Source organism: Kitasatospora sp. SUK 42, from assembly GCF_015776785.2.
Classification (GTDB): Bacteria; Actinomycetota; Actinomycetes; order Streptomycetales; family Streptomycetaceae; genus Kitasatospora.
In genome coordinates, this window is the sequence record NZ_LFMD02000002.1 from 947,300 (window position 1) to 956,763 (window position 9,464).

Below are 9,464 nucleotides of genomic sequence, written 5' to 3' on the forward strand. Positions count from 1 at the left end.
CGTTTTCCGCCGATACGCAAGGAGATGTGGATGGCCGCCCGGGGGCAAGGTTTCGTCGCTGAACTGAAGGGCGCGGTCACACCGCGTGCGGCACTGCTCGTGATCGGCGTGCTGCTGCTGCAACTCGGCTTCATCGTGTCGTACGTGGGGGCGCTGCATCAGCCGGCCCCGCACAAGCTGTCGATCGCGGTGGTCGCCCCGCCGCAGGTCACCCCCAAGCTGGTCCAGGCGCTGGAGTCCGTGCCGGACGAGGCGGTCAAGCCCGTCACGGCGCCGGACGCCGAGACCGCCACCCAGCAGATCAGGGACCAGAAGATCTACGCCGCGCTGGTCGTGAACCCGACCGGCACCGAGGACACCCTGCTGGTCGGCGGCGCCCGCGGCTCCTCCGCCGCCAAGGCCGCCGAGACCGTCACCACCGCGCTGGACAAGGCCCAGGGCCGGACCGTCAAGGTCGAGGACGTCGTGCCGCTGGCCAAGGGCGACACCAACGGCCTGTCCGCGTTCTACCTGGTCATCGGCTGGTGCGTCGGCGGCTACCTGGTCGCCTCGATCCTCGGCATCAGCGCCGGCTCCAAGCCCGCGAACGTCCACCGCCTGCTGATCCGCCTCGGCGTCCTGGCGCTGTACTCGGTCGGCGCCGGCCTCGGCGGCACGATCATCGCCGGACCGGTGCTGGACGCCCTGCCCGGCTCGATCCTGGCCCTGACCGGCATCGGCGCCCTGGTGGTGTTCACGGTCGGCGCGTTCACCATGGCGTTGCAGTGCCTGTTCGACGTCATCGGCATCGGCATCGCGGTGCTGGTCTTCGTGGTCCTGGGCAACCCGAGCGCCGGCGGCGTCTACCCGGCGCCGATGATGCCGCCGTTCTGGCGGGCGATCGGCTCGCTGATCCCCAACGGCGCCGGCACCAGCGCCACCAAGTCGATCGCCTACTTCGACTCCACCAACCTCGCCGCGCCGATCGTGGTCCTGGTGGTCTGGGCGCTGATCGGCATCGGCGTCGCCTACCTGGCCGTGCTGCGCGGACCGCGCTCCGGCGGCCGCGAGCTCGTCGCCGAGCCCGCCGAGTCCTGACCTCTCCCCCCGCCGCTCAGACCGAGCCCCCCGGCCACCCTGGCCGGGGGGCTCGGTCGCGTTCCGGGCGGCTTCCGGAGGAGCCGCTCAGCCGCCCGCGAGCCGTCCCGGGTCGGCGAGGACGGCGCGCACCACGCCCACCGCGGCCCCCAGCAGCGGGCCGCGCCGGCCGAGCCGGGAGACCGTCAGCCGGTCCTCCGCCCACGGCCGCACCGTCACCCGGGCGGCCAGCTCGCGCCGCATCGCCGGCAGCAGCCAGGGCGCCAGCCGGGCGTAGCCGCCGCCCAGCACCACCTCGGCCGGGTCCAGCAGGTTGACCGCCCCGGCGGCCGCGATGCCGAGCGCCGAACCGGCCCCGGCCAGCGCCGCCCGGGCCGGCTCGTACCCGGCCCCGGCCCGTTCGGCGAGCAGCGCCACCCAGTCGCCGTGCGCACCGGACAGCCCGGCCGCCCGCAGGACAGCCGCCTCGCCCGCGTACTGCTCCAGGCAGCCGTGCGCCCCGCAGGCGCAGCGCGGCCCCTCCGGGTGCACGGGCACGTGGCCGAGCTCGCCCGCGTAGCCGCTCGCCCCGCGCAGCAGCCGGCCGCCGACCACGATCGCCGCGCCGACCCCGGCCTCGGCGGAGACGTACAGGAAGTCCTCCGGGCCCTCGCCCAGCCATCGCTCGGCCAGTCCGCCGAGGTTGACCTCGTTCTCGGCCTCGACCGGCAGTTCGGCCAGGCCGTCCCCCGCCGCGCGCAGCGCCGGGCGCAGTTCGGCGGCCAGCGGGACGTCCCGCCAGCCGAGGTTGGCGGCCCGCTGGAGCACTCCGCCGGCGCCGACCAGCCCGGGCACCGCGAGGGTCAGCCCGGCCGGGCGCAGCCCCGACGCGTCGACGGCCTCGCGCGCCAGGTGGGCGAGGTCGGCCATGACGGCTCCGGGGTGGCGGCCCCGGTTGGCGACCTCGCGGCGCCGCCAGGCGCGGACCTCGCCGCGCAGGTCGACCACGCAGGCGCCGAGGTGCCGGACGCCGATCTCGGCGCCGAGGCCACCGGGGCCGAGCGGGTTGAGCCCGAGCGCGGTGCCGGGGCGGCCGACCTTGCCGCTCGGTGTGGTGGGGCCCTCCTCGACGAGGAGCCCGGTGGAGATCAGCTGTTCGGCGAGCGAGGAGATCGCGGCCCTGGTCAGCCCGGTCTCGGCGGCCACCTCGGCGCGCGAGCGCGGGCCGCGCGCGATCACTCCGAGCACCAGGGCCAGATTGGCCCGGCGCATCCCCTGCTGGCTGGCGGGCCCGGTCCGGACGCCGTCCGGTTCCCCGCGCATAACGCTCACCTCACGGTCCTACGGCACATCCCGTGGTATCTCGGGTGCAGCGTAACCGGGTTCGTACCGGGGGCGCCCCCGCTCGGCGGGCGCGGTGAAGACCCAGCGCCGCATCGCCCAGAAGCGGAACAGCATCGCGACGAAGGTCCCGAGGACCATCCCGCTGAGGAAGTCCGCGACCTCCTGGGCGAGCGGGGTGACGTACGGCTCGCGCAGCTCCAGGGCGTACCGGGAGAACGCCAGCGGCAGGTCGTTGACGGCGATCGCCACCGCGCTGACCAGGAAGAACAGCAGTGCCTCGCGCCGCCGCCCGGCCGTCCGGAAGGCCCAGTGGCGGTTGAGGACGTAGGAGACGACGGTGCCGATCACGGTCGCCACCGTCAACGCGATCACCGGCTTGTGCTCCAGGACGGTGAACTTGAGCTCGAAGTCGATCACCAGGGTGAGCGTGAAGCAGGTGCCGCCGACCATGAGGAACTTCACCGGGCGGCGGTGCCGCACCAGGAAGGGGCGCAGCCGGGCCGGCACCCGGGCCAGGACGCGCTGCGTGGGGGACGGCATCTCCGCAGTGTTGCACGCGGGGATGCCGTCCTCCCGTTGATCAGCGCCGCAGCCGTCAGGCGGCGGCGACCAGCACCTCGGCGGGCTCCAGGGCCAGCTTCAGCACCTCGCGCACGTCCGCCACCGGGTGGACGGTGAGCCGCTCCAGCACCTCGGCCGGGACGTCGTCCAGGTCGGCCTCGTTGCGCTTGGGGATGATCACCGTGGTGACGCCGGCCCGGTCGGCGGCGAGCAGCTTCTGCTTCACCCCGCCGATCGGCAGCACCCGCCCGGTCAGCGACACCTCACCGGTCATCGCCACGTCGGTGCGCACCTTGCGGCCCGAGAGCAGCGAGGCCAGCGCCGTGGTCATGGTGATGCCGGCGCTCGGCCCGTCCTTGGGGACGGCCCCGGCCGGGACGTGCAGGTGCACGCCTCGGTCGCGCAGCGAGGTGACGGGCAGCTCCAGCTCGGCGCCGCGCGACCGCAGGTAGGAGAGCGCGATGTGCGCGGACTCCTTCATCACGTCGCCCAGCTGCCCGGTGAGGGTCAGCCCGGTGCCGCCGGTCTCGGCGTCGGCCAGCGAGGCCTCGATGTAGAGGACGTCGCCGCCGGCACCGGTGACCGCCAGGCCGGTGGCCACGCCGGGGACGGCGGTGCGCCGCTCGGCGGGCTCCTGGGCGGACTCCGGCACGTGGTGCGGCCGGCCGATCAGGGCGCGCAGGTCCGCCGCGCCGACTGCGGCGGGCAGCTCGCGCTCGCCCAGCTCGGCCTGGGCGGCGAGCTTGCGCAGCACCCGGGCGATGGCGCGTTCCAGGTTCCGCACGCCCGCCTCCCGGGTGTACTCCCCCGCGAGCCGGCGCAGTGCCTCCTCGTCCACGGTGACCTGCTCGCCGCCGAGACCGGCCTTCTCCAGCTGGCGCGGGAGCAGGTGGTCGCGGGCGATGACGACCTTCTCGTCCTCGGTGTAGCCGTCCAGGCGGACCAGCTCCATCCGGTCGAGCAGCGGCTCGGGGATGGCCTCCAGCACGTTGGCGGTGGCGAGGAAGACCACGTCGGAGAGGTCGAGCTCGACCTCCAGGTAGTGGTCCCGGAAGGTGTGGTTCTGCGCCGGGTCCAGCACCTCCAGCAGGGCGGCGGCCGGGTCGCCCCGGTAGTCGGAGCCGACCTTGTCGATCTCGTCCAGCAGGACGACCGGGTTCATCGAGCCGGCCTCCTTGATCGCCCGCACCAGCCGGCCGGGCAGCGCGCCGACGTAGGTGCGCCGGTGGCCGCGGATCTCGGCCTCGTCCCGGACGCCGCCGAGCGCGACCCGGACGAACTTGCGGCCCATGGCGCGGGCCACCGACTCGCCGAGCGAGGTCTTGCCGACGCCGGGCGGGCCGACCAGGGCCAGCACCGCGCCGCCCCGGCGTCCGCCGACCAGGCCGAGCCCCTGGTCCGCCCGGCGCTTGCGCACCGCGAGGTACTCGACGATCCGCTCCTTGACGTCCGCCAGCCCGGAGTGGTCGGCGTCCAGCACGGTGCGGGCGCCGGCGATGTCGTACGCGTCCTCGGTGCGCTCGTTCCAGGGCAGCTCCAGGACGGTGTCCAGCCAGGTGCGGATCCAGGAGCCCTCCGGGGACTGGTCGGAGGCGCGCTCCAGCTTGTCGACCTCCTTGAGCGCGGCCTCGCGGACCTTCCCGGGCAGGTCGGCGGCCTCGACCCGGGCGCGGTAGTCGCCCTCCTCGTCGGCAGGGTCGCCGTTCAGCTCGGCCAGCTCCTTGCGGACGGCCTCCAGCTGGCGGCGGAGCAGGAACTCCTTCTGCTGCTTGGCGACGCCCTCCTCGACGTCCTTGCGGATGGTGTCGTTGACCTCCTCCTCGGCGAGGTGGTCGCGCAGCAGGGTGAGCGCGTACTCCAGGCGGGCGACCTGGTCGGCCTCCAGCAGCACCTTGAGCTTCTGCTCGGCGGTGGCGAAGGGCGCGTAGCCGATGTTGTCGGCGAGCTCGCCGACGCCCTCGATCTGGGCCACCCGGTCGACGATCTGCCAGGCGCCGCGCTTGCGCAGCCACTGGGTGGACAGCGCCTTGTACTCCCTGACCAGCTCGGCGGCCCGCCCGGCCACCGGCATGCCCACCGAGGACTCGCGGAAGGGCGTGGTCTCCACCCAGAGGGCGGCGCCGGGGCCGGTGGTGCCGACCCCGATCCGGACCCGGCGGACGGCGCGCACCAGCGCCGCGGGGTCTCCGTCGGCCAGCCGGCCGACCTGCTCCACCGTGGCCAGCGTTCCGGCCGCCGCGTACGAGCCGTCCACCCGCGGGACCAGCAGGACCTGCGGCTTGCCGGAGCCGGTGGCCGCGGCGCGGGCGGCCTCGACCGCGGCGCGCACCTCGGCGTCCTTCAGGTCCAGCGGGACGACCATGCCCGGCAGGACGACCTCGTCGTCCAACGGCAGCACGGGCAGGGTGAGCGGTGTGGACGTCGATGCCATGATCTCTCCCCAGTCAGCGAACTTGAGTCGACCTGACTAAGGCTTTGCGAGCCCCGGATGTTCCCGACACCTTGTTCGCCGTGAGCGAACGGTGAATCGGCGGGGAAGGCGCACGGGAGGCGTCGTCAAAAGCGCGGGAAACCCCGCCCCGGAGCACGGGGAGGCGGCCGGGAGGCTCAGCGCGCGGCGGACGGCCGGGCGCCCCGCACCGGCGCGGGGGCGGCACCGGCCACCGGGGCCACGGCCACCGCCGAGTGCGGGCGCGGCCGGGGCGGGCGCCGCTCCACCCTGCGCAGCCAGCGCCACAGCGCCACCCCGGTGAGCACCGCGGCCGGGTGCCCCACCGCGGTGACCACGTCCCGGTCGGTGGCGATCTGCTCGACGATCATCAGCCCGGCCCCACCCAGCGCCAGCAGCCGCCCGCGCCAGGAGAGCAGCCCGGCCACCGCACCCAGGCAGGCGAGCACGCCGTAGCTGACCCCGATGTCCAGATAGTCCATCGCCTCGGGCGCCATCCGCCCGGTCTCCACCGCGGTGATCACCACGCCCTGGGAGAGCAGCGTCGCCGCGACGTGCCCGATCGCGAAGACCGCCGCGGCCCGGGCCGGGCCGACCTTGCGCTCCAGCGGCGCGAGGGTGAAGGCGAAGCCCCACAGGTACGGCATCCACACCTCGCCGGCCACCCAGAAACCGCTCAGTACAAGAGCGCGCAAAGGGTGCTGCAGCAGGTTGTGCCCGTCCGAACTGGAGGCCTCCTGCAAGCGCTGCACGAGTTCCGGATCGGCGACTTTGGCGAAGGTCGTGGTGGCTCCGACCACGGCGAGATATCCGAGCGTGAACGGGTTGCGCCGAGGCGTCGGCAGCCGCTCCAGCAGCCACTCGAAGACGCCGGTGCGCAGCCCGTACCGGAGCATTCCGTACGGCGCCCCCAGGGGTGCGCACCCGTCGGCGCCCCGCCGCACTCCAGCCATGCCGCCCTCCGCTCGACGCCCGCGACCACCGGTCTCGCCAGGAGCCCAACGTACCGGCGCGCACGCCGGATTCCGACCGGCGGTGTGTTGTCGCGGTCACGGTACGTCGAGGTTCTGAGAGGCACCTGAGAAAAGCCGGTGAAGACCGTCGACGCACGGGCGCCCCGGATTCCCGACATTGGTCTGGACCTTCTCCCGATTAACGGGTCAGTAGGGCCTCTGACCGGCGACTTGGCGTCAATTAGGCTGCATACGTACCGTTACACAGTGAAAATTCGCCGGGTAAGGTATCGGCCCGTGCCCACTCGTGCAGTGGGCCCGAGGGCGGCCCGACAGCCGGCCCACGGGCCGGAAACGTCCGGTCCACCTGCCGGGAAGCATCCACTGTCCGTACGCTGCGAAGTGCGCGGGAGAAGCGGGCGGCCGACAATCCGCCCTCGGCTCCCGAGCGCGCGACGGGACGGCGGACCCGGCACAGTCCACGACGGAACAAGACTACGAGCGGAGCCCGCCATCCCCACGGGTGGCCGGCCCGCAGCCCTGGGGGCGGTGGCGTGACCGTGACAGAGATTCAGCAGGACAACCACAACACCGGCGGCGCGGTGAGCAGCCAGCGCAGAGTGCTGGTGGTGGAGGACGAGCCCACGATCGCCGAGTCGATCGCGGCCCGACTGGGCGCGGAGGGCTTCAAGGTCGCCGTGGCCCACGACGGCCCCGGCGCGGTGGACGGCTTCCACACCTGGCAGCCGGACCTGGTCGTGCTGGACATCATGCTCCCCGGCTTCGACGGCCTGGAGGTGTGCCGCCGGATCCAGGCCCAGCGCCCGGTGCCGGTGCTGATGCTGACCGCGCGCGACGACGAGACGGACCTGCTGGTCGGCCTCGGCGTCGGCGCGGACGACTACATGACCAAGCCGTTCTCGATGCGCGAGCTGGCCGCCCGGGTCAACGTGCTGCTGCGCCGGGTCGAGCGCGCCCAGCAGGCCGCCCGCACGCCCGCGCTCGGCAGCCTGCGCTTCGGCGAACTGGAGATCGACCACGTGCAGCGCCGGGTCCGGCTGGCCTCGGGCGACGTCCACCTGACGCCGACCGAGTTCGACCTGCTCGCCTGCCTGGCCGCCCAGCCGCGCGCGGTGCTCACCCGCGAGCAGTTGCTGGCCGAGGTCTGGGACTGGACCGACGCGTCCGGCACCCGCACCGTCGACAGCCACGTCAAGGCGCTGCGCCGCAAGATCGGCGCCAGCTGGATCCGCACCGTCCACGGTGTCGGCTACGCACTGGAGGCCCCGCTCTCCTAGGGGCGGCGCCACGGGCGACGGGCCGCCGGGGGGCCCGCGTCCCGGCACCGCCGCGCGACCACGCGGGGATCACAGGGACCGATGACCTTTCCACAGCAACGCAACGGGGACGCCGACGGCGCGCGCCCGCAGACACTGGCCGCCCGGGCGGCCCACCGGGTCTGGGCCGACATCCGGCCGCTCGACCCGGTCCGCTCGATCAAGGGCAAGCTCGCCCTGCTGGTGATCGTCTCCGTGTTCCTGGCCACCGGGATGGTCGTGGTGGCGATCCGGTCCGAGACCCAGATCCGGATCATCATGCTCTTCTCGATGATCGCCTCGCTGCTGTTCATGCAGTTCCTCGCGCACGGGCTGACCGCCCCCCTGCGCGAGATGACGGCCGCCGCCCGCGCGATGGCCTCCGGCGACTACAGTCGCCGGGTCGAGGTGAACTCGCGCGACGAGATCGGCGAGCTGGCGGCCGCCTTCAACGCCATGGCCGCCGACCTCCAGGCCGCCGACCGGCACCGCCGCGAGCTGGTCGCCAACGTCTCGCACGAGCTGCGCACGCCCATCGCCGCACTGCGCGCCGTACTGGAGAACGTGGTGGACGGCGTCGTCCAGCCCAATCCGGCGACCCTGGAGGCCGCGCTGGAGCAGACCGAGCGGCTCGGCCGCCTGGTCACCCACCTGCTGGACCTCTCCAAGATCGACGACGGCGTGGTGGACCTGGACGCCCGCCCCTTCGAGGTGCGCGAGTTCCTGGACGGCGTGCTGCGCGGGGTCACGGTGGACGGCGCGACGGCCGGCGGGGCCTTCTCCCGGCGCGGTGACGTCCGGCTGGCCCTGGAGGTCACCCCGGCCGGCCTGACCGCCGTCGCGGATCCCGAGCGGCTCCACCAGGTGGTCGCCAACCTGGTCGACAACGCCTGCAAGCACTCCCCGCCCGGCGGCACGGTGACGGTGCGCGCCCGGCCCGACGGCGAGGAGGGCGGCCTGCTGCTGGAGGTCCAGGACGAGGGCCCGGGCATCCCGCCCGCCGACCGCAGCCGGGTCTTCGAGCGGTTCAGCCGCAGCGGCACCGCGACCGCCGCCGGACCCGGCGCGGACGGCGGCACCGGGCTGGGCCTGGCCATCGCCCGCTGGGCGGTGGACCTGCACGGCGGACGGATCGCGGTGGCGGAGTCGCCGAGCGGCTGCCGGATCGAGGTCCGGCTGCCCGGGCCGCGCTGAGCGGACGGAGCAGGCCGGCGGGCGCCGCCGGCGGCCGGGTCGGGCGAGTAGGGACATTTGTCACAGATCCGACACAGCCACACACAAAGATCATCTGGGGATTCAGCTGGGCTTTTGTCCGGTTTCGCCCGGGTTTGAGGGCCGATCGGGCCTGATCGGTTCCCCTCAGATACGGCTTTCTAACGTACTTTTTCAGCCAAACTGCAGGTCAGGACTGTGATCTGGGCGACGCCTGGGGCCCGGGGACTGCGCGATCACTGGTCAGGGGCGTAGCCTTAATCCCCGCTGTCCAAACATCCCAAAAGGAAGCGGAAGAGGGCGGTTGCCGCCGTGTCGCCACAGTCCCCTGAAACCCCCAACAGCTCGGCAAGCTCCACTGGCTTCGGTCCCAATGAGTGGCTCGTCGATGAGATCTACCAGCAGTACCTCCAGGACCCGAACTCGGTCGACCGAGCCTGGTGGGACTTTTTCGCCGACTACAAGCCCGGTACCGAGGTGACCCCAGTGACCCAGGCCGCGACCCAGGCCGGCCCCACGCCGACCCCTGCCGCTGCCCCCGTGCCCGCCGCTGCTGCTCCGGCTGCACCCGCG

The 9,464-nt window shown here is 73.6% G+C and carries 8 protein-coding genes; 4 read left to right on the forward strand and 4 right to left on the reverse strand.

From position 1 onward, the window contains the following. The first annotated feature begins 30 nt into the window (after positions 1-30). Positions 31-1,077, forward strand: a complete 1,047-nt coding sequence (locus RZ50_RS03945) for an ABC transporter permease (RefSeq protein WP_254801972.1) — start codon at positions 31-33, stop codon at positions 1,075-1,077. Between the two features lie 87 nt (positions 1,078-1,164). Here the strand turns inward: RZ50_RS03945 and RZ50_RS03950 are convergent, their stop codons facing one another. The 4 genes from RZ50_RS03950 to RZ50_RS03965 all read right to left on the reverse strand — a co-directional run bounded on the left by RZ50_RS03950 (position 1,165) and on the right by RZ50_RS03965 (position 6,363). Further along, entirely contained in the window at positions 1,165-2,379 is a 1,215-nt protein-coding gene (locus RZ50_RS03950; protein ID WP_217680223.1) for an ROK family transcriptional regulator, read from the reverse strand. 18 nt (positions 2,380-2,397) lie between these two features. Further along, positions 2,398-2,940 carry a GtrA family protein gene (locus RZ50_RS03955; protein WP_196949493.1) on the reverse strand — a complete coding sequence of 181 codons (543 nt, stop codon included), beginning with the start codon at positions 2,938-2,940 and terminating at the stop codon, positions 2,398-2,400. 55 nt (positions 2,941-2,995) lie between these two features. Continuing rightward, positions 2,996-5,392 carry an endopeptidase La gene (gene lon / locus RZ50_RS03960; protein WP_196949492.1) on the reverse strand — a complete coding sequence of 799 codons (2,397 nt, stop codon included), beginning with the start codon at positions 5,390-5,392 and terminating at the stop codon, positions 2,996-2,998. A 176-nt stretch (positions 5,393-5,568) separates the two neighbouring features. Beyond that, positions 5,569-6,363 (reverse strand): rhomboid-like protein, encoded by a 795-nt coding sequence (locus RZ50_RS03965; protein WP_196949491.1) that lies wholly within the window; start codon positions 6,361-6,363, stop codon positions 5,569-5,571. 560 nt (positions 6,364-6,923) lie between these two features. On the opposite strand from RZ50_RS03965, the gene RZ50_RS03970 reads away from it, so the two are divergent. From RZ50_RS03970 to RZ50_RS03980, 3 genes are all read left to right on the forward strand, one after another. After that, positions 6,924-7,661 (forward strand): response regulator transcription factor, encoded by a 738-nt coding sequence (locus RZ50_RS03970; protein WP_196949490.1) that lies wholly within the window; start codon positions 6,924-6,926, stop codon positions 7,659-7,661. A gap of 81 nt (positions 7,662-7,742) precedes the next feature. Then, positions 7,743-8,873 (forward strand): cell wall metabolism sensor histidine kinase WalK, encoded by a 1,131-nt coding sequence (locus RZ50_RS03975; protein WP_196949489.1) that lies wholly within the window; start codon positions 7,743-7,745, stop codon positions 8,871-8,873. A 330-nt stretch (positions 8,874-9,203) separates the two neighbouring features. Then, positions 9,204-9,464: hypothetical protein (locus RZ50_RS03980; protein WP_217680225.1), on the forward strand; the 261-nt coding region annotated here is incomplete at its 3' end.

What these genes read in the sequence shown, in the direction of transcription:
- RZ50_RS03945 (WP_254801972.1), top strand. Translation starts at nt 31, where the DNA reads ATGGCCGCCCGGGGGCAAGGTTTCGTCGCTGAACTGAAGGGCGCGGTC.
- RZ50_RS03950 (WP_217680223.1), bottom strand. Translation starts at nt 2,379, where the DNA reads ATGCGCGGGGAACCGGACGGCGTCCGGACCGGGCCCGCCAGCCAGCAG.
- RZ50_RS03975 (WP_196949489.1), top strand. Translation starts at nt 7,743, where the DNA reads ATGACCTTTCCACAGCAACGCAACGGGGACGCCGACGGCGCGCGCCCG.
- RZ50_RS03965 (WP_196949491.1), bottom strand. Translation starts at nt 6,363, where the DNA reads ATGGCTGGAGTGCGGCGGGGCGCCGACGGGTGCGCACCCCTGGGGGCG.
- RZ50_RS03955 (WP_196949493.1), bottom strand. Translation starts at nt 2,940, where the DNA reads ATGCCGTCCCCCACGCAGCGCGTCCTGGCCCGGGTGCCGGCCCGGCTG.
- lon (WP_196949492.1), bottom strand. Translation starts at nt 5,392, where the DNA reads ATGGCATCGACGTCCACACCGCTCACCCTGCCCGTGCTGCCGTTGGAC.